Source organism: Mesorhizobium sp. M0276 (assembly GCF_040321755.1).
Classification (GTDB): domain Bacteria; phylum Pseudomonadota; class Alphaproteobacteria; order Rhizobiales; family Rhizobiaceae; genus Mesorhizobium.
In genome coordinates this window covers 132,024-154,021 of record NZ_JAMYSC010000010.1, presented here as the reverse complement: position 1 = coordinate 154,021, position 21,998 = coordinate 132,024, and the positions used below count along the sequence as shown (strand labels likewise).

The 21,998-nt window shown below is 62.6% G+C and carries 19 protein-coding genes and 1 tRNA gene; 1 reads left to right on the top strand and 19 read right to left on the bottom strand.

The window, feature by feature from the left end; all coding sequences use genetic code 11:
- Positions 1 to 75 precede the first annotated feature (75 nt).
- Positions 76 to 160 (bottom strand) — tRNA-Leu (locus NKJ01_RS10645).
- 178 nt (positions 161 to 338) lie between these two features.
- On the opposite strand from NKJ01_RS10645, the gene lipB reads away from it, so the two are divergent.
- The gene (lipB, locus tag NKJ01_RS10640; protein ID WP_352727744.1) at positions 339 to 1,082 is read left to right on the top strand and encodes a lipoyl(octanoyl) transferase LipB; all 744 of its coding nucleotides are present in this window, start codon (positions 339 to 341) and stop codon (positions 1,080 to 1,082) included.
- 21 nt (positions 1,083 to 1,103) lie between these two features.
- Here lipB and NKJ01_RS10635 read toward each other — a convergent pair whose 3' ends face one another.
- The 18 genes from NKJ01_RS10635 to nuoF form a co-directional block, all read right to left on the bottom strand.
- Positions 1,104 to 2,354, bottom strand: coding sequence for a site-2 protease family protein (locus NKJ01_RS10635; protein ID WP_352727742.1), 1,251 nt, complete (start codon positions 2,352 to 2,354; stop codon positions 1,104 to 1,106).
- A gap of 405 nt (positions 2,355 to 2,759) precedes the next feature.
- Positions 2,760 to 3,443 (bottom strand): ABC transporter ATP-binding protein, encoded by a 684-nt coding sequence (locus tag NKJ01_RS10630; protein ID WP_023757151.1) that lies wholly within the window; start codon positions 3,441 to 3,443, stop codon positions 2,760 to 2,762.
- Entirely contained in the window at positions 3,440 to 4,726 is a 1,287-nt protein-coding gene (locus NKJ01_RS10625; protein ID WP_352727740.1) for a lipoprotein-releasing ABC transporter permease subunit, read from the bottom strand. Before NKJ01_RS10625 ends, NKJ01_RS10630 begins: the two co-directional genes overlap by 4 nt.
- Positions 4,723 to 6,051, bottom strand: a complete 1,329-nt coding sequence (gene proS / locus NKJ01_RS10620) for a proline--tRNA ligase (RefSeq protein ID WP_352727738.1) — start codon at positions 6,049 to 6,051, stop codon at positions 4,723 to 4,725. The genes NKJ01_RS10625 and proS overlap by 4 nt, the downstream gene beginning before the upstream one ends.
- A 633-nt stretch (positions 6,052 to 6,684) precedes the next feature.
- The gene (locus NKJ01_RS10615) at positions 6,685 to 6,969 is read right to left on the bottom strand and encodes a DUF1467 family protein (RefSeq protein ID WP_352602899.1); all 285 of its coding nucleotides are present in this window, start codon (positions 6,967 to 6,969) and stop codon (positions 6,685 to 6,687) included.
- The gene (gene mce / locus NKJ01_RS10610) at positions 6,966 to 7,370 is read right to left on the bottom strand and encodes a methylmalonyl-CoA epimerase (RefSeq protein ID WP_352727734.1); all 405 of its coding nucleotides are present in this window, start codon (positions 7,368 to 7,370) and stop codon (positions 6,966 to 6,968) included. Before mce ends, NKJ01_RS10615 begins: the two co-directional genes overlap by 4 nt.
- 101 nt (positions 7,371 to 7,471) lie before the next feature.
- Entirely contained in the window at positions 7,472 to 9,142 is a 1,671-nt protein-coding gene (locus NKJ01_RS10605) for a ribonuclease J (protein ID WP_352727732.1), read from the bottom strand.
- 118 nt (positions 9,143 to 9,260) lie between these two features.
- A complete protein-coding gene (locus NKJ01_RS10600; protein ID WP_352727730.1) occupies positions 9,261 to 10,082 on the bottom strand; it encodes a biotin--[acetyl-CoA-carboxylase] ligase in 822 nt (273 codons plus the stop codon).
- Between the two features lie 5 nt (positions 10,083 to 10,087).
- Positions 10,088 to 11,524 carry an NADH-quinone oxidoreductase subunit NuoN gene (nuoN, locus tag NKJ01_RS10595; RefSeq protein ID WP_023757145.1) on the bottom strand — a complete coding sequence of 479 codons (1,437 nt, stop codon included), beginning with the start codon at positions 11,522 to 11,524 and terminating at the stop codon, positions 10,088 to 10,090.
- Between the two features lie 18 nt (positions 11,525 to 11,542).
- Positions 11,543 to 13,048 carry an NADH-quinone oxidoreductase subunit M gene (locus tag NKJ01_RS10590; RefSeq protein ID WP_352727728.1) on the bottom strand — a complete coding sequence of 502 codons (1,506 nt, stop codon included), beginning with the start codon at positions 13,046 to 13,048 and terminating at the stop codon, positions 11,543 to 11,545.
- On the bottom strand, positions 13,048 to 15,021 hold the full coding sequence (gene nuoL / locus NKJ01_RS10585) for an NADH-quinone oxidoreductase subunit L (protein ID WP_352727726.1): 1,974 nt from the start codon (positions 15,019 to 15,021) through the stop codon (positions 13,048 to 13,050). The genes NKJ01_RS10590 and nuoL overlap by 1 nt, the downstream gene beginning before the upstream one ends.
- Before the next feature lie 10 nt (positions 15,022 to 15,031).
- The gene (gene nuoK / locus NKJ01_RS10580) at positions 15,032 to 15,340 is read right to left on the bottom strand and encodes an NADH-quinone oxidoreductase subunit NuoK (RefSeq protein ID WP_019858930.1); all 309 of its coding nucleotides are present in this window, start codon (positions 15,338 to 15,340) and stop codon (positions 15,032 to 15,034) included.
- Between the two features lies 1 nt (position 15,341).
- A complete protein-coding gene (locus NKJ01_RS10575; RefSeq protein WP_352727724.1) occupies positions 15,342 to 15,962 on the bottom strand; it encodes an NADH-quinone oxidoreductase subunit J in 621 nt (206 codons plus the stop codon).
- A gap of 234 nt (positions 15,963 to 16,196) precedes the next feature.
- Positions 16,197 to 16,688 carry an NADH-quinone oxidoreductase subunit NuoI gene (gene nuoI, locus NKJ01_RS10570; protein WP_352727722.1) on the bottom strand — a complete coding sequence of 164 codons (492 nt, stop codon included), beginning with the start codon at positions 16,686 to 16,688 and terminating at the stop codon, positions 16,197 to 16,199.
- Positions 16,688 to 17,731, bottom strand: a complete 1,044-nt coding sequence (gene nuoH / locus NKJ01_RS10565) for an NADH-quinone oxidoreductase subunit NuoH (protein ID WP_023757141.1) — start codon at positions 17,729 to 17,731, stop codon at positions 16,688 to 16,690. The genes nuoI and nuoH overlap by 1 nt, the downstream gene beginning before the upstream one ends.
- Positions 17,732 to 17,733: 2 nt before the next feature.
- The gene (gene nuoG / locus NKJ01_RS10560) at positions 17,734 to 19,815 is read right to left on the bottom strand and encodes an NADH-quinone oxidoreductase subunit NuoG (protein ID WP_352602913.1); all 2,082 of its coding nucleotides are present in this window, start codon (positions 19,813 to 19,815) and stop codon (positions 17,734 to 17,736) included.
- A 73-nt stretch (positions 19,816 to 19,888) separates the two neighbouring features.
- On the bottom strand, positions 19,889 to 20,584 hold the full coding sequence (locus tag NKJ01_RS10555) for a helix-hairpin-helix domain-containing protein (protein ID WP_352727719.1): 696 nt from the start codon (positions 20,582 to 20,584) through the stop codon (positions 19,889 to 19,891).
- Positions 20,585 to 20,686: 102 nt separating this feature from the next.
- Positions 20,687 to 21,991 (bottom strand): NADH-quinone oxidoreductase subunit NuoF, encoded by a 1,305-nt coding sequence (nuoF, locus tag NKJ01_RS10550; RefSeq protein WP_352602917.1) that lies wholly within the window; start codon positions 21,989 to 21,991, stop codon positions 20,687 to 20,689.
- Positions 21,992 to 21,998: the final 7 nt, after the last annotated feature.

Genomic DNA, 21,998 nt, shown 5'->3' with positions numbered 1-21,998 from the left:
CGGGAATATCAAACGAAATGCGCCCTGCCCGCAGCGGGCGGAGGCTGGCACAAATCGGATTCTGGGAAGAGATACTGGTGCGGTCGAGAAGACTCGAACTTCCACGGGTTGCCCCACAGCGACCTCAACGCTGCGCGTCTACCAATTCCGCCACGACCGCACGTGGTAGAGCCGGAACCGACCGGCTCGCGGCGTGTAGCAAATCGTTTCCGGCGAAACAAGTGCGCGGCACGCAATAATGTCAGGCGATTGGCATAACGTTCCACAGGATGGCAATGCAGGGCCGAACTGGACGTTTCGCCGGATTGGCGCCATATGAGGGCAACACGAGATACGCCATGCCAGAACGCAGCCAGATCGCCACGTCGTTCCTGCCGCTCCCCGGGTCGGCACCGGTCGAATGGCGCGTCGAACCAGGCCTCACCGCCTATCCCGATGCGCTTGCCTTCATGGAGGCGCGCGCCGAGGCGGTCCGCAGCGGGGCCGCCGGCGAAATGGTCTGGCTGGTCGAACATCCGTCGCTTTACACGGCCGGCACCAGTGCCCGCGGCGAGGATCTGATAGACGCCAACCGCTTCCCGGTGTTTGAAGCAGGACGCGGCGGCGAATACACCTACCATGGACCGGGCCAGCGGGTTGCCTATGTCATGCTCGACCTGAAGCGACGACGCGAGGATGTGCGCGCTTTCGTCGCCGCGCTCGAACAGTGGATCATCGGCACGCTCGCAGCCTTCAACGTGCATGGCGAGCGCCGCGAGGACCGGGTCGGTGTCTGGGTTGTGCGTCCGGATCGCCCTTCCCTGCCGGACGGCTCGCCGGCCGAGGACAAGATCGCGGCAATAGGCATCCGGCTGCGACGCTGGGTGAGCTTTCACGGCATCGCCATCAATGTCGAACCGGATCTCGACCATTTCAGCGGCATCGTGCCCTGCGGCGTGCAGGACCATGGCGTCACCAGCCTCGTCGACCTCGGTCTTCCCCTGACAATGGCCGACCTCGATCTCGCGCTGAAATCCGCCTTCGAGGATGTCTTCGGTCCAGCCACGGCATTGCCTGTCGAAGCCGCACGCAAGGCGGGTTGATTCTTCCTGATCCGGCACGGCTCAAATTAGCTGAGCTGAGGCCCACAAGACGCCGTAGCCATGGATGGCGAACACCGCCAGCAGCGCCGCCGCCATGGCGAAGCGGTCAACGGTGCGGATCGGCTTCAGCTCGTGGCGCGGCTTGAACCCGCTGCTCATCGTCAGCAAGCTGAGAATTGAAAACACCGCTCCTGTAGCGAGCAGAAAGTTTGAGGAAAAGCCGGCCTGCCAACCCACCGCCAGAAAGGCCGAGAGCAGGAAGAACGAGGCCAGCGCCAGCACGATGGGCCCCGGACAGATCTGGCGCAGCACCTGGCCGCCGTCGAACTTCCACACCGGCACAAGATTGGCGATATTGAACAGGGCGGCGAAGCCAGCCAGCGTCGCCAGCAGCCCAGCCGCCAACCGATGCCCTTCCGCGCCAGCAAAGGTGCTGGCAGCGATTGCGATCGGCACCAGGAAGGCGGAGAAACCGGCGCCCATCAACGCCACGAAGGCGACCTCGAAACGGCTGTCATAGGGCCGCCCGCCAATGGCGATGCCACCGAGCAACGGAATGAAGATCATCCGCGCCCTGTGGTGGCCCATCAGCCGAAATGCAGCCATGTGACCAAGCTCATGCAGGGCGACCACCGATGTCAGGATCGCTGCAAGTGCCAGCCCGCCAAGATGAAGGCCGAAGAACGGCCATAGGATCAGCGCCGAAAGACCGGCGAACCCCACCTGGCTCAGCGGATGCTCGAACCAGCCGCCCTTGCGATATTGCCCGGTTCGCGCCCAGCGCTGCAGCTTGGAGAGTTCGCGGCGCATGGCGAAATAGCGGAACACCAGGAAGGCAACGCCGCGATAACGATCGGTCTGGCTGAGCGTCACCCGCGTGCCGTTGCCCTCGGAAACAAGTTCGGCGGTTTCGCGATAATCCTTCCAGAACGAAGCATCGAGCGCGGTGTCCTCGATGACGCGCATCGAAAAGCGGCTTCCCTCTACGACGTCTTCAAACCGCGACTTGCGCTCGATCGGCTTGCCATCGCTTCCTTCCCAGGACAGCATGATTCGAGCCACGCCCTCGCCGTCCGGCCCTTCGGCCGAGAGTATCTCACCGGACCAGCCGGCATCGCTGCCGAGCGGCCACAGCGCCTGCCAGAGACGTTGCCGGTCCATCGCCACCAGACGAGACAGCCGGACCGTGCGCAAACCAAACGGCACGGTCATCAAGAGAAAGATCAGCCCGAGATTGCTGGCCACCAGAATGGCCGTGACGATGGGCGACACTTGGATGTTGCTCCCCTGTCTTCAGATCACCCTATCGTCGCGGCGGCAAGAAAGGCTTAACGGGCGCAACGGTCTTGGCCGCGCAGGATCCGCGGCGCCGAATGCCGCCAAAATCACATGGCTCCGATCCAGATTGCCATGGAAACGAGGAAAGTGCTCATGCAAACCAGTGAGATGACATCCTGAACCAGATCGGTCATAACTCTCTCCTGTTGTTGATATGTTCCTATTTTGTTCTAATTTTGTTCAAATGTCAACGGGCACAATCCGGCCGCCTCCGGAATTTTCGGGAGGTCAGATCGGCAGGGTTAAGAAAAGGTTGACGGGCGTGCGACGGTCGCCCGGCGCCGACCAGGGCCCGTCGAGATTCAGGTCAGGCCGGCATCATCTGGATATCGGCATGCGCTAAAGCGGGACGACTTTGCCGTCGGCCAGCGTGACGCGCCGGTCCATGCGCGACGCCAGCTCGTGATTGTGGGTGGCGATCAGCGCCGCGAGGCCCGATTGCTTGACCAGCGCCGCCAGCGCCTCGAACACATAGGAGGCGGTGACCGGGTCGAGATTGCCGGTCGGCTCATCCGCCAGCAGCACCAGCGGCGCATTGGCAACGGCGCGGGCGATGGCGACGCGCTGCTGCTCGCCGCCGGAAAGCTCGGACGGCCGGTGCGACGCGCGCTTGCCGATCTGCATGTAGTCGAGCAGCTGTGCCGCGCGCTCCGCCGCTTCCTTGCGGCTCAGCCCTTTGATGAGCTGCGGCATCATGATGTTTTCCAGCGCCGAGAATTCCGGCAGCAAATGATGGAACTGGTAGACGAACCCGACATCGTTGCGGCGGATCGCCGTGCGGTCGTCGTCGGAGAGGCGTCCGCAGGCGCGGCCGGCGAGGATGACGTCGCCGGCATCGGGACGCTCCAAGAGGCCGGCCGTGTGCAACAGCGTCGACTTGCCGGTGCCCGACGGCGCCACCAGCGCCACCATCTCGCCGCGCTTCAGCGAGAAATCCGCGCCGTTGAGAATGGTGAGCTTGCGCGGCCCCTGGACATAGTGCCGCTCGACGCTCTTCAACTCGATAATGGCCTCGGCCATCACTCGTACCTCAAGGCTTCGACGGGATCGAGGCGCGCGGCCCGCCATGCTGGAAAAACCGTTGCCAGGAATGACAGGCCGAGCGCCATCAGGATGACATAGGTCGTCTCGCGCGGATCCATCTTCGCCGGGAGCTGGCTGAGGAAATAGAGCTCCGGGTTGAACAGCACCTTGCCGGTCATCCAGGAGAAGAACTGGCGGATAGATTCGATGTTGGTGCAGATCAGCACGCCGAGCAGCACGCCGGCGAGCGTGCCGGTCACCCCGATCGCTGCCCCCGTCATCAGGAAGATGCGCAGGATGGCGCCGCGCGACGCTCCCATGGTGCGCAGGATGGCGATGTCGTGGCCCTTGTCCTTCACCAGCATGATCAGGCCGGAGATGATGTTGAGCGCCGCCACCAGCACGATCAGCGTCAGGATCATGAACATGACATTGCGCTCGACCTGCAGGGCGGAGAAGAACGTCTCGTTGCGCTGGCGCCAGTCGACCATGTCGATCGGCCGCTGCGCCGCCGCCTCCACCTTCGGTTTCAGCGCGTCGACGTCATCGGGATTGTCGACATAGATCTCGATCGTTTGCGCCCGGCCGTCCATGTTGAAATAAAGCTGCGCCTCGGAGAACGGCATGTAGACGATGGACGTGTCATATTCCGACATGCCGACTTCGAAGATCGCCGAGATCTTGTAGCCCTTCATGCGCGGCGTCGTGCCAATCGGGGTCACGTCGCCTTCCGGTGAGATCAGGGTAATGGTGTCGCCGAGCGTCAGGCCGAGATTCTCGGCCATGCGCTTGCCGATGGCCACGCCCTCGCCCGTATCGAAATCGGCGATCGAGCCCTGCTTGATGTTGCCGGCAACGATGGCGATCTTGCCGAGATCCTCGCCGCGGATGCCGCGCACCAGCGCACCGGTTCCGCCGCCGACATTGCCCTGTGCCAGCACCTGACCATCGATCAGTGGGATGGCGTATCTGACGCCTGATACACCGTTGATGCGGCCGGCGACCTGGGCATAATCCTCGAGGGGCGAATCGAGCGGCTGCACGATGAGATGACCGTTGACGCCGAGAATGCGTGTCAGCAGCTCCGCGCGGAAGCCGTTCATCACCGCCATCACCACGATCAGCGTGGCGACCCCCAGCATGATGCCGAGGAACGAGATCGAGGCGATCACCGAGATCACCGTCTCCTTGCGCCGCGAGCGCAAATAGCGCCAGGCGACCATGCGCTCGAAGATGGAAAAGGGCCCGGCGCCCGCCGATCTTGTCGCCACCGCTTCGCTCATGCGGCGATACCGAAGCGCTTTTTCGCGTCCGCGATCGGCAGCGTCTCGCGCTCGCCGGTCCTGCGATTCTTGATCTCGATCTCGCCGCTGGCCACGCCGCGCGGTCCGACGATCACCTGCCACGGCAGGCCGATCAGGTCGGCGGTGGCGAACTTGCCGCCGGGGCGCTGGTCGGTGTCGTCATAGAGCACGTCCTTGCCGGCAGCGACGAAAGCGGCATGCAACTCGTCGCAGACGCGGTCGCACTCGGCGTCGCCCGCCTTCATGTTGATCAGCCCGATGTCGAACGGCGCCACCGCCTCCGGCCAGATGATGCCGTTGTCGTCATGGCTCGCTTCGATGATCGCCGCGACAAGGCGCGACGGACCGATGCCGTAGGAGCCGCCGGAGACGAAATGATCCTTGCCGTCGGGGCCGGTCACCTTGGCGCCCATCGGCTTGGAATATTTGTCGCCGAAATGGAAGATGTGGCCGACCTCGATGCCTCGAGCCGAAACCTTGTCGTTCTCGCCGATCTTTTCCCAAGCCGCCTCGTCATGCATCTCGTCGGTGGCGGCGTAAGGCGTCGTCCACGTCTTGACGATGCCGCCGATCTCGGCGTCGTTGGCAAAATCGGTCTTCTCTCCAGGCACATCGAGCGAAAGATAGTCGCGATGGCAGTAGACCTGGCTCTCGCCGGTATCGGCAAGGATGATGAATTCATGGCTGAGGTCGCCGCCGATCGGTCCGGTGTCGGCCCGCATCGGGATAGCCTGCAGGCCCATGCGCGTAAACGTCCTGAGATAGGACACGAACATCCTGTTGTAGGCCGCCTTGGCGCCCTCGAAGTCGAGGTCGAAGGAATAGGCATCCTTCATCAGGAATTCCCTGCTGCGCATGACGCCGAAGCGCGGCCGCACTTCGTCGCGGAACTTCCACTGGATGTGGTAGAGATTGAGCGGCAGGTCCTTGTAGGATTTCACATAGGCGCGGACGATCTCGGTGACCACTTCCTCATTGGTCGGGCCGTAGAGCATGTCGCGGTCCTGCCGGTCCTTGATGCGCAGCATCTCCTTGCCGTAGTCGTCATAGCGGCCGCTTTCGCGCCACAGATCGGCCGACTGGATGGTCGGCATCAGGATTTCCAGCGCACCGGCACGATTCTGCTCCTCGCGGATGATGCGGCAGACCTTGTCCAGCACCCGCTTGCCGAGCGGCAGCCACGAGAAACTGCCCTGCCCCTGCTGGCGGATCATGCCGGCGCGCAGCATCAGCCGATGCGAGACGATTTCAGCCTCGCGCGGATTTTCTTTCAAGATAGGCAGGAAATAGCGCGACAAACGCATGGACTGGTCCGTGAGTGAGGATCGCCGCGCGGGAATCGGCGCGGCACGGGCTTGCTTGCCCCGGCTTCATAGCCATTTCATGGCGGAATGGAAACCCGGACGCACCGGTCCGAAAATCGGAAATTGATTTTCAAAAATACGGCGCTGCTGCGAGTAAAACGGTTGCACTGTCCTTCGCGGATCGGGCAAACGCGCGGCGTTCCAAGGCGCCGTGATTGCGCCGCGCGCCTTGCAGGTCGTTTCCCAAGCAACGCCTGCCGCACTATTGTGCAGTGCAGCACGAGAATGCCCGTTTCAAGGCAAAATTCTTCGTGACATTTTCATTCGCGTTAGGCTAATGTGCCCTCATAACCGAGAGGGTAGAAAAAAATCTGCTCTCCTACGCGGTCAAAGTCTTGGGAGGATGCGATCTAGGCGCGGTTACTCGCTGCCACCGGAAACCGGAAACAGATCGGACGCGTTTAAATTGCAAGGCCTTGTGCCTTGCTTTTTTTTTGTGCAATCACCCGCTTAGCGCAACGAGTTGCCAAACTACCTTACCTTGCGGCAGCACTCGCGCAGCCGCAAACGGCACGGCATTCCTGTTCGGAACGCGCAGCATTCCGGCTGGTAAAAACGCCCTTGCGGGGCGGTTTATTTGGTTGGGGTTTGGTTGAATTCCGGCACGATGTGCGGGATGTCGTTGAGGCTATATCCCAACCCATGCGTCAGGCCATAAAAAATGCCCATGAGGACGGCCGTGGCGAGGGTGGTGCGGATCACGGCGCGCAGCATATGGGGACCGCGCGGCGCGCTCGGAACCGTGCCCAGCGTCACATCATGATCGTCATCCTGCGTCTTCACACTGAACGGCAGCACGGCAAACAGCACCACCCACCAGGTCGCGAAAAACAGGGCGGTGAACGAAACCCAGCTCATGATTGCTCCAGTTCGATCAGCGTGCCGAAGAAATCCTTCGGATGCAGGAACAGCACCGGCTTGCCGTGCGCGCCGGTTCTCGGGTTGCCGTCGCCGAGCACACGGGCGCCGGCAGCCTTGAGACGGTCACGCGCGGCCAGGATGTCGTCGACCTCATAGCAAAGATGATGCATGCCGCCGGAAGGGTTCTTCTCCAGGAAGGCAGCGATCGGCGACCCGTCGCCCAACGGCTCCAGAAGCTCGATCTTGGTGTTGTCGACATTGACGAACACCACCGTGACGCCATGCTCCGGCAGCGCCTGCGGCTCCGTCACGTCAGCGCCAAGCGTGTTGCGATAGGCGGCGACGGCAGCAGCCAGATCCGGCACGGCAAGCGCGACATGGTTCAGGCGTTCGAGCATAGGTTTTCCTCAGGGCAATAAGCAGTAGGCAGTAGGGAATGGTGATAGATCTGCATCTCTGTCATTTTTCCTCTGCTGCCTAATGCCTACTGCCTACTCCCTCATCTCGTCACAAACACCGTCACCAGCGGCTTCTTGCCCCAGGCTTCGTTGGCTGCGCCGCGCACGGCGCGCCGGACCGCTTCCTGCACAAGGTCGAGGTCTTTTCGGCGCTGACGGGGGATCGAGTCCACAGCGCCGATTGCCGCATCGATCATCAGGTCCTCCAGCGTCTCGCCACGGCCGTCGGCCTCGGCGACGCCGATGGCGACCAGGTCGGGATCGCCGGCAAGCTCATATTTGTCGTCGAGCACGACATTGACCGCGACATGGCCGGCAAAGGATAGCTTGCGCCGGTCGCGGATGCCCATCGCCTGATCGGTGCCGATCAGCCTGCCATCCTTGTAGATGCGGCCGAACGGCACCTGGTCGATGATGGTGGCAGGGCCAGGAGCAAGCCTGAGCATGTCGCCGTCGCGTACCTGCGCCACCTGGCCGATGCCCGAAGTCGACATCAGTGATCCCTGCCCCACCAGGTGCGCCGCCTCGCCATGCACGGGAACGCCGATCTGCGGTCGAACCCATTCGTACATCTTGCGCAATTCGCTGCGCCGCGGATGGCCGGAGACATGCACCAGCGCATCGCCGTCCTCGATGATCTTGATGCCGAGGTCGATGAGGCGGTTCTTGATCTCGAGGATCGCCTTCTCGTTGCCTGGAATGGTGCGCGAGGAAAACACCACCGTGTCGCCGGCCGTAAATGATACCGATTTCATCTCGTCGCGCGACAGCTTGGCCAATGCGGCAAGTGGCTCGCCCTGGCTGCCGGTGCAGATGATGACGAGGTTTTCGCGCGGGATGAAGCCAAAATCCTCTTCGGCGATGAACTCTGGCAGCCCGTCCATATAGCCAAGTTCGCCAGCCACATCGATCACCCGCTTCAGCGAGCGGCCGAGCACCAGGCACTGGCGGCCGGCATCGCGCGCCGCCCTGGCGATGGAGACGATGCGGCCGACATTGGAGGAAAATGTGGTGACGGCAACACGGCCCTTGGCAGCCTGGATGACGCCTTTCAGTCCTTCGCCGACCGCGACCTCCGACGGCGACTCGCCTTCCCGCAGCGCGTTGGTCGAATCGCAGATCAGCGCCAGAACGCCCTTGTCGCCATAGGCGCGGAAACGCGCCTCGTCGGTCTTCGGCCCGATCGTCGGCTCCGGATCGATCTTCCAGTCACCGGTGTGGATGACGGTGCCGGCCGGCGAGGTGATCGCCAGCGACATCGGCTCGGGAATGGAGTGCGCGACCGGAATGGCCTCGATCTCGAACGGACCGACAGTGAATTTCTCACCCGCCTTGTAGATCGTCACCGGTATTTTCGGAGCCCCCTGCTCGCCTTGCCGCTTGGCTTCGAGCAAGCCGGCGCTGAACGGCGTCATCCACACCGGCGCCTTCAGCTTCGGCCAGGTGTCGAGCAGCGCGCCATAATGGTCTTCATGCGCATGGGTGATGACGATGCCGCGCAGATTGGCGAGGTTCTCCTCGATAAAGCGCGTATCTGGCAGCACGAGGTCGACCCCGGGGAGGGTGGCATCGGGGAAGGTCACACCGACATCGATAACGATCCACTCGCGCGCGCTCGGCGGACCGTAGCCGTAAAGAGCGAAGTTCATGCCGATCTCGCCAACGCCGCCGAGCGGCACGAAGACAAGGTCGGCGTTTTCCGCTTTCGCCATGATTTTTCCCTTCCTGGTCCTCAGACCAAGTCCATAAAGCAATTCCAGGAAAAGTGTCTAACGATTTTCCCACAGGAATTGCATGAAAACAAACACTTAGAGCCGCTAGCGAACGACCCTAGACGCGGGCAGACGCGACCGCGCCGAAATGCACGTCGCCGGCGGCAATCGTCAGAACAGAACCTTCATCGTCGCGGATCACGAAACGGCAGTCCTCGTCAATGGTTTCAAAGATCCCACGCACGACATTACCGTCAATTCTGACAGCAACCTGCCCACCGAGCCCCGCCGCGCGAGCCAACCAGCGTCGCCTGACGGCGGCAAGTCCGCGCCCTTCGTCCCACAACCGGGCATTCTCGCTCCAGGCATCCGACAGCGCCAGGAACAGTGTTTCCGCATCGCATGTCGCGCCCAGCGCACGCAATGATGTTGCCGGATAGGGCAAATCCTCAGGGTATGCCACCACATTCACGCCGATGCCGACTGCCACCGCGAAACGGCCGCCTTCCAGGATCGCCGATTCCAGCAGGATGCCCGCCAGCTTGGCACCGGAGGCAAGCACGTCATTCGGCCATTTCAGCTCGAAACGGTTCTTTCCCTCACTGCCGCCGTCGAGGCCGATGGCGATCCGGCCCTTCGGCACGACGGCGTCGAGCGCATCGGCCAGCGCCAGCCCGGCGACGAAACCCAGCGTCGCGGCAAGGCGAAGCTCGGCATTGGTGATGACGAGCAGCGTCGCCGCCAGATTGCCTTCGGGTGTTGCCCAGACGCGGCCACGTCGTCCGCGCCCGCTTTCCTGTTTCTTGGAAACAACCCACAGCCTGCCTGGGTCGCCGGCCCTTGCGTGGTCCAGTGCCAGCGCATTGGTGGAGCCGACGCTGTCATGCGCCTCGAGCCGGAACCCTTCCGACGCCGAGGTTGGAGCCAGCCGAAATGCCATGCCGTCTAGAAAAACGTCTTGGCGGCGGCTTCGGCATAGGTGCCGATCGGTCCGCCGATCAGCACATAGAACAGCACGAAGGCGCCGGAGACGCCGAGCACGACACGCAATTCGCTCGCCATCGGCACGAAGCCGCCGACCGGTTCGTCGAACCACATGATCTTGATGATGCGCAGATAATAATAGGCGCCCACGACAGAGGCCAGCACGCCGATGATCGCCAGCGCGTAGAGATTGGCATTGATGGCGGCGAGGAAGACGTACCATTTCCCCCAGAAGCCGGCGAGCGGCGGAATGCCGGCCAGCGAGAACATCAGGATGGTCAGGATCGTCGCCATGATCGGGTTGGTCGACGACAGGCCGGCCAGATCGCTGATCTGCTCGACATTGCCTTCCTTGCGCCGCATGGCGAGGATGAAGGCGAAGGTGCCGAGCGTCATCACCAGATAGATCAGCATGTAGATGGCGACGCCGCGCACGCCGGCCTGGCTGTTGGCGGCAAGGCCGACCAGCGCGTAGCCCATATGGCCGATCGAGGAATAAGCCATCAGCCGCTTGATGTTGGTCTGGCCGATCGCGGCGAAGGCGCCGAGCGCCATCGAAGCGATCGAGATGAAGACGATGATCTGCTGCCAGTCGGCGGCGATCGGCTTGAACGCGCCCATGGTGACGCGCACGATCAGCGCCATCGCCGCCATCTTCGGTGCCGCCGCCAGGAAGGCCGTCACCGGCGTCGGCGCGCCCTCATAGACGTCGGGCGTCCACATGTGGAACGGCACCGCCGAGATCTTAAAGGCAAGGCCGGCCAGCACGAAGACGAGACCGAAGACGAGGCCAAGCTGGCGCTCGCCGCTGCCCAGTGCCGTTGCGATCTCCTGGAAGCCGGTGTTGCCGGTGTAGCCGTAAACCAGGCTGATGCCGTAGAGCAGCATGCCCGACGACAGCGCGCCGAGGACGAAATATTTGAGGCCGGCCTCGGTCGAGCGCAGATTGTCACGATTGATCGCGCACAGCACATAGATCGCCAACGACTGCAGTTCGAGGCCGAGATAGAGGCCGATCATGCCGTTGGCGGAGATCATCAGCATCATGCCGAGCGTGCAGAGAAGGATCAGCACCGGATATTCGAACTTGTCGAACCGTTCCGCCTTGGCAAAGCGCATCGACATAACCAGCGTCACCGCCGAGCCGACCAGCGCCAGCACTTTCATGAAGTGGGCGAAGGTATCCTGGATGAATGCATTGCCGTAGGCGCTGCCCTGCCCGGTTTGGAAGATCAGCCAGGCTCCGGCGATCACCAGCACGGCGACGGCAATGCCAGTCACCGTGTTGGCTGTGTTGGCGCGCGAATAGGCCCCGACCATCAGCAGCGCCAGGGCGCCGACGGCAAGGATCAACTCTGGCGTCGAGAGCGACAGGCTGGAGAGAAGGTCCGGCGTCATGTTTCGCAAAACCTCTGGTCAGTTCGCCGCCGCGGTCTGCGCGGCGCCGATGGATGCAGTGACATTGGTGACGAGCGACTTGACCGATTCGGCCGTCGCGTCGAAGACGGGTGCGGGATAGACGCCGAAGAAGATGACCAGCATGACCAGCGGGTAGATGATCAGCTTCTCGCGCGGCGACAGATCCAGCAGGTTTTTCAGGCTGTCCTTGGTCAGCGCGCCGAAGATCACCCGGCGATAGAGCCAGAGCGCGTAGGCGGCCGACAGGATGACGCCGGTGGCGGCGAAGAACGCCACCCAGGTATTGACCCGGAACACGCCGAGCATGGTCAGGAACTCGCCGACGAAGCCGCTGGTGCCGGGCAGGCCGACATTGGCCATGGTGAAGATCATGAACACGGCGGCGTATTTCGGCATGTTGTTGACCAGGCCGCCATAGGCGTCGATCTCGCGCGTGTGCATGCGGTCGTAGATAACGCCGACGCACAGGAACAGCGCGCCGGAGACGAGGCCGTGGCTGAGCATCTGGAAGATGGCACCCTGCACGCCTTCCTGGTTCATGGCGAAGATGCCCATGGTGACGAAGCCCATATGGGCGACCGACGAATAGGCGATCAGCTTCTTCATGTCCTCCTGCATCAGCGCCACCAGCGAAGTGTAGATGATGGCGACGACGGAGAGCACGAAGACCAGCGGCGCGAACATCTCGGACGCCAGCGGGAACATCGGCAAGGAGAAACGCAGGAACCCGTAACCGCCCATCTTCAAGAGGATAGCTGCCAGGATGACCGACCCCGCCGTCGGTGCCTCGACGTGCGCGTCCGGCAGCCAGGTATGCACCGGCCACATCGGCATCTTCACCGCGAAAGAGGCGAAGAAGGCGAGCCATAGCCATGTCTGCATGTTGGCCGGGAAATTGTGCGTCAACAGAGTGGGGATGTCGGTCGTGCCGGACTGGTAGAACATCGCCATGATGGCGAGCAGCATCAGCACCGAGCCGGCCAGCGTGTAGAGGAAGAACTTGAACGACGCATAGACGCGCCGCTTGCCGCCCCAGACGCCGATGATGATGAACATCGGGATCAGGCCGGCTTCGAACAAGACGTAGAACAGCACGATATCGAGCGCGCAGAACACGCCGATCATCAGCGTTTCGAGCAGCAGGAAGGCGATCATGTAGGCTTTGACGCGCTTCTCGATCGATTCCCACGACGCCAGGATGCAGAGCGGCATCAGGAAGGTCGTCAGGATGACGAACAGCATCGAGATGCCGTCGACGCCCATATGGTAGGAAATGCCGGAGTCGAGCCAGGCAACTTTCTCGACGAACTGGAAGCCGGACTGCGAATTGTCGAAACCGGTCCAGATCAACAGCGAGATGACGAACGTGAACGTCGTCGTCAACAGAGCGATCGCGCGGATGTTGCGGCGCGCGTTTTCACTGTCATCGTTGATGAACAGGATGAGCAGCACACCAACCAGCGGCAGGAAGGTGACCAGCGAGAGGATTGGCCAGGCGGTCATCAGAGCATCATCCAGGTGACGAGTGCGGCAACGCCGATCAGCATGGCGAAGGCATAGTGGTAGAGATAGCCGGTCTGCAGCTTGACCACGCGGTTGGTGACATCGACGACCCGCGCCGAGATGCCATCCGGGCCGAGGCCGTCAATGACGGCGCCGTCGCCGGTCTTCCACAGGAAATGGCCGAGGCGCTTGGCGGGCCGCACGAACAGGAAGTCGTAGAGTTCGTCGAAATACCATTTGTTGAGCAGGAAGGCATAGAGCCCGCGATGGTGTGCAACCAGATTGACGGGCATTTCCGGCGAGCGGATGTAGAACTTCCAGGCCACCGCGAAACCGATCAGCATGGCGATGAACGGCGACAGTTCGACCCACAGCGGCAATTCGTGGATCTCGTGCAGGATGCGATTTTCCGGCAGCGTGAACAGCGACGCCTTCCAGAACTCGGCATAGCCTTCACCGATGAAGGCGCCGTGGAAGATGATGCCGGCAAACAGCGCGCCGGCCGCCAGGATGAACAGCGGCACCAGCATCACTGGCGGCGATTCGTGGACGTGGTGCATCACCTCATGGCTCGCCCGCGGCTGGCCGTGGAAGGTCATGAAGATCAGCCGCCAGGAGTAGAAGGAGGTGAAGCAGGCGGCGATGACCAAAAGCACGAAGGCCATGCCGGCAACCGGATTGTGGCTGGCAAAGGCGCTCTCGATGATGGCGTCCTTGGAGAAGAAGCCGGCGGTGCCGATGACCGTCACCGGAATGCCGACGCCAGTCAGCGCCAGCGTGCCGATCACCATCATCCAGTAAGTGGTCGGGATCAGCGTCCGCAAGCCGCCCATCCTGCGCATGTCCTGCTCGTCGGAAACGGCGTGGATGACGGAGCCAGAACCGAGGAACAGCAGTGCCTTGAAGAAGGCATGCGTGAACAGATGGAAGATCGCCGCGCCATAGGCGCCGACGCCGAGCGCCACGAACATGTAGCCGAGCTGCGAACAGGTCGAATAGGCGATGACGCGCTTGATGTCGTTCTGCACAAGGCCGACCGTCGCCGCGAAAAAGGCGGTGAAGGCGCCGATGAAGGTGACAACCATCAGTGCCGAATGCGACAGTTCGAACAGCGGCGACAGGCGCGCCAGCATGAACACGCCGGCCGTCACCATGGTGGCGGCATGGATCAGTGCGGAAACCGGCGTCGGCCCTTCCATGGCGTCCGGCAGCCAGGTGTGCAGCGGCACCTGCGCCGACTTGCCCATGGCACCCATGAACAGGAGCAGGCAGACGATCGTCATGGCCGCCTGCTTGTCCAGCGCATAGCCAAGGAAGGTCAGCACGGCGGCGCCTTGTGGCGCGCCTTCGGCCGGAACGAACGTAGCCGCATTGGCGAAGATAGTGCCGAGATTGACCGAGCCGAACAGCACGAACAAGCCGAAGATGCCGAGCGCAAAGCCGAAATCGCCGACGCGGTTGACGACGAAGGCCTTGATCGCCGCGGCATTGGCCGACGGCTTCTTGTACCAGAAGCCGATCAGCAGGTAGGAGGCGAGACCGACCCCTTCCCAGCCGAAGAACATCTGCACCAGATTGTCCGCCGTCACCAGCATCAGCATGGCGAAGGTGAACAGCGACAGATAGGCGAAGAAGCGCGGGCGGTTCGGATCGTGGTGCATGTAGCCGATCGAGTAGATGTGGACCAGCGCCGACACGGTGTTGACCACCACCAGCATCACCACCGTCAGCGTGTCGATCCGCAGCGCCCAGGACGCTTCCAGTCCGCCCGACTGGATCCAGCGCAGCACGGGCACGGTGAACACCTCGCCATGGCCGAAACCGACGGTGAAGAACGCGATCCACGACAGCACGGCCGCGATCACCAGGAAGCCGGAGGTGATGTATTCGGACGCCTTGGCGCCGAGCGACGTGCCGAACAGGCCGACGATCAGGAAGCCGAGCAGCGGAAGGAAGACGATGGCCTGATACATGGTGGTTCCGTCAACCCTTCATCATGTTCACGTCTTCGACCGCGATCGAGCCGCGGTTGCGGAAGAAGACGACGAGAATGGCAAGTCCGATGGCGGCCTCGGCCGCCGCGACCGTCAGCACGAACAGCGCGAAAACCTGGCCGACCAGGTCGCCAAGTGCGGCCGAAAAGGCGACGAAATTGATGTTCACAGCAAGCAGGATCAGCTCGACCGACATCAGGATGACGATGACGTTCTTGCGGTTCAGGAAGATGCCGAACACGCCGAGCGTGAACAGGATCGCCGATACGGTCAGGTAATGCGCGATGCCGACAACCATCTCAGAGCCCCTCGCCTGTCTTGACCTTGCGGATTTCCATGCCCGTCGCCGGCGTGCGGCCGACCTGGGCCGCGATCGACTGCCGCTTGATCCCCGGTTTGTGGCGCAGCGTCAGTACGATGGCACCGATCATGGCGACAAGCAGGATGAGGCCCGAAATCTGGAAGTAGTAGAGGTAGTCGGTATAGAGGATGTCGCCGAGTGCGGCCGTATTTGTCCGCGCTGCGAGATCCGGGATGGGTTTCGAGACCGTAGAGGCGAGCTGCGGCGCGAATGTATAGCCGCCTAGCACGACGATCAGCTCCGCCGCCAGGATCAGCCCAACCATGGCGCCGATCGGCGCATACTGCAGGGCACCTTCCTTCATCTCGGCGAAATCGACGTCGAGCATCATGACCACGAACAGGAACAGCACCATGACCGCGCCGACATAGACGACGAGCAGGATCATCGCCAGGAACTCGGCCCCGGTCAGCATGAACAGGCCGGCGGCGTTGAAGAAGGTCAGGATCAGGAACAGCACCGAATGCACGGGGTTGCGCGACGAAATGACCATGAACGCCGACGCCACCGCGACAAAGGCGAAGAGGTAGAAAAAGGCCGCCTCTAGTCCACTCAGCATTGGGGTTCCCCCAGGTTCCTGTCCGAACAGGACGCTCGTCCTGTTTCGATTTTTGCCACCGCCTCCGGTCGGCAAGTTGCGTGTTCCTAGCCCATGTTCCGATCGGGTTGAAAGACCCGATCGAAAGAAACATGCGCCACTCAGAATTCCTGAGGATGATCAGGTCCGAAAAGGCTGCAACTTTTCGGGATCATCCTCTGGCCGAGGCCTCTCGCCCCGTCCATGCGTCAAATATCAGCGGTACGGCGAGTCCAGCGAGATGTTGCGCGCCAGTTCGCGCTCCCAACGGTCGCCATTCGCCAACAGCCTGTCCTTGTCGTAGTAGAGTTCCTCGCGCGTCTCCGTCGCGAATTCGAAATTCGGCCCCTCGACGATGGCATCGACCGGGCAGGCTTCCTGGCAGAAGCCGCAATAGATGCACTTCACCATGTCGATGTCGTAACGCACCGTGCGGCGCGTGCCGTCATTGCGGCGCGGCCCGGCCTCGATGGTGATCGCCTGAGCCGGGCAGATGGCCTCGCACAATTTGCAGGCAATGCAGCGTTCCTCGCCATTGGGATAGCGGCGCAACGCGTGCTCGCCCCGGAAGCGCGGGCTGGTGGGCCCCTTCTCGTGCGGATAGTTGATCGTCTCCTTCGGCGCGAAGAACTGGCGCATCGACAGGAAGAAGGCGCTGACGAAATCCTGCAGCAGCAGCGATTTTGCGGCTTGGGAAAGAGTGGACATCACGCAAACCCCGTGATCTTGAGGACGGCGGCGGTGGCGACCACCATGAACAGCGAGATAGGCAGGAACACCTTCCAGCCAAGCCGCATCAGCTGGTCGTAGCGATAGCGCGGCACGAAGGCCTTCACCATGGAAATGCCGAAGAACACGAAGCAGACCTTCAGCACGAACCAGATGACGCCCGGCACCCAGGTGAACGGCGCGAAATCGAAGGGCGGCAGCCAGCCGCCGAGGAACAGGATGGTGGCCAGCGCGCACATCAGTACGATGGCGACATACTCGCCGAGGAAGAACAGCAGGAACGGCGTCGACGAGTACTCGACCATGTGCCCGGCGACCAGTTCCGATTCGGCTTCCACCAGGTCGAAAGGCGGACGGTTCGTCTCGGCCAGTGCCGAGATGAAGAAGATGATGAACATCGGGAACAGTGCCAACCAGTTCCAATCGAGGAAGGTGTTGGGCAGGCCAAGCCGCGTACCAAGCCCGTCATGCTGCGACAGCACGATTTCGGACAGGTTGAGCGAGCCGGCAGTGAGCAGCACGGTGACGATGACGAAGCCGATCGAGACTTCGTAGGACACCATCTGCGCGGCCGAACGCAGCGCGCCGAGGAATGGATATTTCGAGTTGGACGCCCAGCCGCCCATGATCACGCCATAGACCTCGAGCGAGGAAATGGCGAAGACATAGAGGATGCCGACATTGACGTTGGCGATCGCCCAGCCCTGGCTGACCGGGATGACCGCCCAGGCCGAGATCGCCAGCACGGCCGAGACCAGCGGCGCCAGCAGGAAGACGCCCTTGTTGGCGCCGGACGGGATCACCGGTTCCTTGAAGACGAACTTTAGCAGATCGGCGAATGCCTGCAGCGTGCCCCAGGGGCCGACGACGTTCGGGCCGCGGCGCAATTGCACCGCCGCCCAGATCTTGCGATCGGCGTAGAGGATGTAGGCGACGAAGATCAAAAGCACGACGATCAGCACGACCGACTTCAACAGGATCAGCAGCGCCGGCAGCACGTAGAAGGAGAAGAAAGTGTCCATGCTTATTCCGCCGCCTGCTTGAAGCCGCTCTTGGCCAGCGCCGAGCATTCCGCCATCACGGCCGATGCCCGCGCGATCGGGTTGGTCAGGTAGAAATCCTTGACCGGCGAGGTGAAGGTGCCCTTGTTCAGGCGCCCGCCGAGCTTGGCCACTTTGGCGATGTCCTCGGCATTGCCGGCCGCGACCTGATCGATGCGGGCCAGGTGCGGGTATTCTCCGTAGAGTTTTGCGCGCAGTTGCGGCAGCGAATCGAACGACAGTTTCTTGCCCAGTACATCCGACAGGGCCCGCAGGATCGCCCAGTCCTCGCGCGCTTCGCCCGGCGCGAAGCCGGCACGGTTGGTCTGCTGCACGCGGCCCTCGGTGTTGACATAGGTGGCCGACTTTTCGGTATAGGCGGCAGCCGGCAGGATGACATTGGCGCGGTGTGCGCCCTTGTCGCCATGCGTGCCGATATAGACGACGAAGGCGCCGCCGGTCTTGGCCATGTCGATCTCGTCGGCGCCGAGCAGGAACAGCAGCTCCATGTCGCCCAGCATGCCGGCAACATTCTTGCCGCCCTCGCCCGGCACGAAGCCGAGATCGAGGCCGCCGACACGTCCGGCCGCATTGTGCAGTACGGCAAAGCCGTTCCAGTCCGCGCGAGCAGCGTTCACAGCGGCGGCTAGTTTTGCCGCCTGGCCGAGCACGGCCGCGCCATCGGCGCGCGCCAGCGCGCCCTGGCCGACGATAACAAGCGGACGTGTCGCCTTCTTAAGCACCTGGAAGAACTTGCCGTTGCCGTCCGCCAGATCCTTCAGCGAATCCGGGCCGGCGCCCAGCTGTTCGTAGTCATAGCGCGTGTCGCCGACATCGCCGACGACACCGACCGGCAAATTGCCGATCCGCCAGCGCTTGCGGATGCGGGCGTTGAGCACCGAGGCTTCGTAGCGCGGGTTGGCGCCGATGATCAGCACCGCATCGGCCTGCTCGATGCCTTCAATGGTCGGGTTGAAGATATAGCTCGCACGGCCAAGCGCCGGATCGAGGGCGGCACCGTCCTGGCGGCAGTCGATATTTCTTGAACCGAGCGAGGCCATCAGCAGCTTCAGCGCGTAGATTTCCTCGACCGCGGCGAGATCGCCTGAAATGGCGCCGATTTTCTCGGGAGCGGTCTTCGACACCTCGTCCTTGATCGCGGCGAACGCCTCGGCCCAGCTTGCCGGAACCAGCTTGCCGTCCTTGCGCACATAGGGGCGGTCGAGGCGCTGCGTGCGCAGGCCGTCCCAGATGAAGCGGGTCTTGTCGGAAATCCACTCCTCGTTCACCGCTTCGTTGACGCGCGGCAGGATGCGCATCACTTCGCGGCCCCGGCTGTCGACGCGGATCGCCGAGCCGACCGCGTCCATCACGTCGATGGATTCGGTCTTGGTTAGCTCCCACGGCCGCGCCTGGAACGCAAAGGGTTTCGAGGTAAGGGCGCCGACCGGACACAGGTCGATGACATTGCCCTGCAGCTCCGAGGTCATCGCGCTTTCGAGATAGGTGGTGATCTCGGCGTCCTCGCCACGGCCGATCAGGCCGAGTTCGGAGATGCCGGCGACTTCCGTGGTGAAGCGGACGCAGCGCGTGCAATGGATGCAGCGGTTCATCACCGTCTTGACCAGAGGCCCGATATACTTGTCTTCGACCGCGCGCTTGTTTTCATGATAGCGCGAGGAATCGACGCCGAAGGCCATCGCCTGGTCCTGCAGGTCGCATTCGCCGCCTTGGTCGCAGATCGGGCAATCCAGAGGATGGTTGATCAGCAGGAACTCCATCACGCCTTCCCTGGCCTTCTTGACCATCGGCGTGTTGGTGAAGATTTCCGGCGCCTCGCCATTCGGGCCGGGGCGCAGGTCGCGCACGCCCATGGCACAGGAAGCCTGCGGCTTGGGCGGTCCGCCCTTCACCTCGATCAGGCACATCCGGCAATTGCCGGCGATCGACAGCCGCTCATGGAAGCAGAAGCGCGGCACTTCCGCGCCAGCGTCTTCCGCCGCCTGCAGCAGCGTGTAGTGGTCGGGTACAGTGATCTCTTTCCCGTCGACCTTGAGCTTTGCCATTCGCCTCAAACCCCTGCGGAGTTCCCGCAATCTCTTTTTCCGGGCATGGTCGAAACCACACCGGGCATTTCATTCACTTCGTGACGGCGAGCGCCGCCGCTTGGGCCGTCCAGTCGTCGCGGCCGATACGTCCGCCGAGCGACAGATAGTCCTCGACCCAGGCAACCTCTTGCGGCGTCCATGCCGCGATCTGGGCATAGGTCCAGATGCCCAGGCCGTTGAGAACCTTTTCCAGCTTGGGACCGATACCCGATATGGCCTTGAGGTCCGCCGGTTCTGCCGGCTTTTCTATCGCCTTGGGCTGTCTGAAATCCTCTGGCATCAGCACATCGGCGGCGTCGCCGGCCGCCGGGACGGCATTCGCCGCCGGCACTGCAGCGGCCGGTTCCTTCGCGGCAATGTCCGTGACTTCCTGGGCAAAGGACTGCGCCTCGGCAATCATGGTTTTCGCCGTCGCGCGCGCCCTGGTGGAGGACGGACTCGGATCGTCGAACTGCGCGACGCGCGCCTCGAAATCATCGACGATCGGCTGCAGCAGCCGTTGCGAGGCCTCCGCCGCCCCCGAAAGCGCGCCCAGCCAGACGCCGAATGCGTGATTGGCGAACCCGAGGCCAAGCGCCGACATCGCCGCCACACCCGCCACGGGATGTACGAGAAGGTTGACGGCACTGGCCATCTCCTTCGGCATCATCCTGGTCAGATCCTGGTTCATTTTCTCGAGCTGGTCCAAATTGGGCATCAATGGATTGGGAGTCGAATACGGCGCCATAGATTCTCCTGGTCGTTTCTTCGTTCGCCCGCCCCGGTTATCTCAGATCGGGCACTTGCCCGTATTTCCCTTCGGGCTCTCGCCCGCATTCAAAAAATTCTTCTATTCCGCCGCCACCATCACCGGTTCGGCCCGGTGCGCGTTGCGCGAAAACTCGTCGATGCGCCGCTCCACCTCCCCGCGGAAATGCCTCATCAGGCCCTGGATAGGCCATGCCGCCGCATCGCCCAGCGCGCAGATCGTGTGACCCTCGACCTGCTTGGTGACGTCGAGCAGCATGTCGATCTCGCGCTTCTGCGCCTCGCCGCGCACAAGGCGCTCCATCACCCGCCACATCCAGCCCGTGCCTTCGCGGCACGGCGTGCACTGGCCGCAGCTCTCGTGCTTGTAGAAGTAGGAAAGCCGAGCGATCGCCTTCACGATATCGGTCGACTTGTCCATGACGATGACAGCCGCCGTACCGAGGCCGGACTTGAGGTCGCGCAATGCGTCGAAATCCATCGGCGTATCGATGATCTGCTCGGCCGGCACCAGGGGCACCGATGCACCGCCGGGGATGACCGCCAAAAGATTGTCCCAGCCGCCGCGAATGCCGCCGCAATGCGTCTCGATCAGCTCGCGGAACGGGATCGACATCGCCTCTTCGACCGTGCACGGATTGTTGACGTGGCCGGAGATGCAGAACAGCTTGGTGCCGACATTGTTGGGCCGGCCGATGGACGAGAACCAGGCAGCACCGCGGCGCAGAATGGTTGGCGCCACGGCGATCGATTCGACATTGTTGACCGTGGTCGGACAACCATAAAGGCCGACATTGGCCGGAAATGGCGGCTTCAGCCTGGGCTGGCCCTTCTTGCCTTCGAGGCTTTCGAGGAGTGCTGTCTCCTCGCCGCAGATATAGGCGCCGGCGCCGTGGTGCATGTAGATTTCGAAATCATAGCCGGAGGTGTTGTTCTTGCCGATCAGCTTGGCCTCATAGGCCTCGTCGATCGCCCGCTGCAGCGCCTCGCGCTCACGGACGAACTCGCCGCGCACATAGATGTAGGCTGCAATCGCACCCATCGCGAAACCGGCAAGCAGCGCCCCCTCGACCAGCGTGTGCGGGTCATTGCGCAGGATGTCGCGATCCTTGCAGGTGCCTGGCTCGGATTCGTCGGCATTGATGACGAGGTAGCTCGGCCGGCCGTCGCTCTGCTTGGGCATGAACGACCATTTGAGGCCCGTCGGAAAGCCTGCGCCGCCGCGGCCGCGCAGGCCCGACGCCTTCATCTCGTTGACGATCCAGTCGCGTCCCTTCGCGACGATGCCCGGCGTGTTGTCCCAGGCACCGCGCGCCTGCGCGCCGGCCAGCGACTTGTCGAATAGGCCGTAGATGTTGGTGAAGATGCGATCTTTGTCCTGAAGCATTTTTCGT

Coding starts and splice junctions, on each gene's coding strand:
- lipB (WP_352727744.1), top strand. CDS start 339: ATGCCAGAACGCAGCCAGATCGCCACGTCGTTCCTGCCGCTCCCCGGG.
- NKJ01_RS10625 (WP_352727740.1), bottom strand. CDS start 4,726: ATGAGCGAAGCGGTGGCGACAAGATCGGCGGGCGCCGGGCCCTTTTCC.
- proS (WP_352727738.1), bottom strand. CDS start 6,051: ATGCGTTTGTCGCGCTATTTCCTGCCTATCTTGAAAGAAAATCCGCGC.
- NKJ01_RS10615 (WP_352602899.1), bottom strand. CDS start 6,969: ATGAGCTGGGTTTCGTTCACCGCCCTGTTTTTCGCGACCTGGTGGGTG.
- mce (WP_352727734.1), bottom strand. CDS start 7,370: ATGCTCGAACGCCTGAACCATGTCGCGCTTGCCGTGCCGGATCTGGCT.
- NKJ01_RS10605 (WP_352727732.1), bottom strand. CDS start 9,142: ATGGCGAAAGCGGAAAACGCCGACCTTGTCTTCGTGCCGCTCGGCGGC.
- NKJ01_RS10600 (WP_352727730.1), bottom strand. CDS start 10,082: ATGGCATTTCGGCTGGCTCCAACCTCGGCGTCGGAAGGGTTCCGGCTC.
- nuoN (WP_023757145.1), bottom strand. CDS start 11,524: ATGACGCCGGACCTTCTCTCCAGCCTGTCGCTCTCGACGCCAGAGTTG.
- NKJ01_RS10590 (WP_352727728.1), bottom strand. CDS start 13,048: ATGACCGCCTGGCCAATCCTCTCGCTGGTCACCTTCCTGCCGCTGGTT.
- nuoL (WP_352727726.1), bottom strand. CDS start 15,021: ATGTATCAGGCCATCGTCTTCCTTCCGCTGCTCGGCTTCCTGATCGTC.
- nuoK (WP_019858930.1), bottom strand. CDS start 15,340: ATGGTTGTCGGCATCGCGCATTACCTGACCGTATCGGCGATCCTGTTC.
- NKJ01_RS10575 (WP_352727724.1), bottom strand. CDS start 15,962: ATGCTGAGTGGACTAGAGGCGGCCTTTTTCTACCTCTTCGCCTTTGTC.
- nuoI (WP_352727722.1), bottom strand. CDS start 16,688: ATGTCCACTCTTTCCCAAGCCGCAAAATCGCTGCTGCTGCAGGATTTC.
- nuoH (WP_023757141.1), bottom strand. CDS start 17,731: ATGGACACTTTCTTCTCCTTCTACGTGCTGCCGGCGCTGCTGATCCTG.
- nuoG (WP_352602913.1), bottom strand. CDS start 19,815: ATGGCAAAGCTCAAGGTCGACGGGAAAGAGATCACTGTACCCGACCAC.
- NKJ01_RS10555 (WP_352727719.1), bottom strand. CDS start 20,584: ATGGCGCCGTATTCGACTCCCAATCCATTGATGCCCAATTTGGACCAG.
- nuoF (WP_352602917.1), bottom strand. CDS start 21,991: ATGCTTCAGGACAAAGATCGCATCTTCACCAACATCTACGGCCTATTC.